Origin of the sequence: Parabacteroides sp. AF48-14, from assembly GCF_003477465.1 — a bacterium.
GTDB lineage: Bacteria > Bacteroidota > Bacteroidia > Bacteroidales > Tannerellaceae > Parabacteroides > Parabacteroides acidifaciens.
The window spans coordinates 1-1165 of sequence record NZ_QUDI01000102.1 but is presented as its reverse complement, the minus strand read 5'-3'; the positions used below and the strand labels follow the sequence as shown (position 1 = coordinate 1165).

Annotated in this window: 1 protein-coding gene; it reads left to right on the top strand. The window is 43.8% G+C overall.

Features of this window, described 5'->3' with window-relative positions:
• A partial coding sequence (locus tag DW083_RS21920; RefSeq protein ID WP_122333830.1) for an alpha/beta hydrolase fold domain-containing protein occupies window positions 1–1165 on the top strand: 1165 nt, incomplete at both ends.

Below are 1165 nucleotides of genomic sequence, written 5' to 3'. Positions count from 1 at the left end.
AGTCATTGTGGTTTCAGCGGCAAGAATGTGGAGTTTTTAGAGTCGAAGATCGACAGTATCTACCGGCTTTATCCGGCAGATATCATCTTGCTCCATGCCGGTCACAACCATTTTGCGGAAGAGAAACCTGTTTCTGGAATGATTGCTTCTTACAAGTCTATTATCAACAAAATACAGGCGATCAACCCGAATGTTCGTATTTTGATTGCCCAAGTAATCCCCAGTGGTAAATTGCCCAAGTATTCTTATATTCCGGAGTTGAATGAGAAGATAGCGGAAATGGTTTCCGAATTGCATTCGGACCATATCTGTTTAGTAAACCAGGCTGAAGGATTTGATTGGAAGAAATATACGATTTACGATAAAGTTCATCCGAATAAAGAGGGGGCAGAGAAGATGGCTACTGTCTGGTTTAATGCTCTAAAGAAAGTGTTGGCTCCGTCTGAAATCACTTTTTCACCTGAAATAACCCGGTATAAAACATTAGAAAACGGTGATTCTTTAGCACTCCATATCTTTAAACCTCAAGATATAAAAGGCGGAGAGAAACGACCGGCTATCGTCTATTTCTTTGGGGGTGGCTGGAAATTAGGCACTCCAATCCAGTTTTATCGCGAATGTGCTTATTATGCGTCAAAGGGAATGGTTGCCATATCGGTCGATTACCGGATAGAATATCTGCATCATTCTACTCCGTTTGAGAGTTTCGAGGATGCCAAAGATGCGATATGCTGGTTGCGTAGCCATGCTTCGGATTATCAGCTTGATCCGGATAAGATTGCCGTAGCGGGCGGTTCAGCCGGAGGTCATTTGGCTGCCGCACTCGGAACGATCGGGAGCGATGGGGCTGTTCCGGCAGGTTACAGGCCGAACCTTTCCGTGTTATATTATCCGGTTATAGATATGGTTTCGCGAGGCTATGGTTTCCCGGAAATCGAAAGGGATTTTGAAAAAATTTCACCGATCCATCATGTATCGAAAGCAACTCCTTCCACTCTGATATTGCTTGGCACGAAGGATCCTATCGTATCGGTCAAAGCCGTCGAATCCTACCGGGATAAGCTTTTGCAAAATGGAGTAGATTGTGAACTTCATCTCTTTGAAGGTGCCGGACATCCGATCTTCTTATATAGAAAACCGCTTACGGATGATTATTATAAAATCC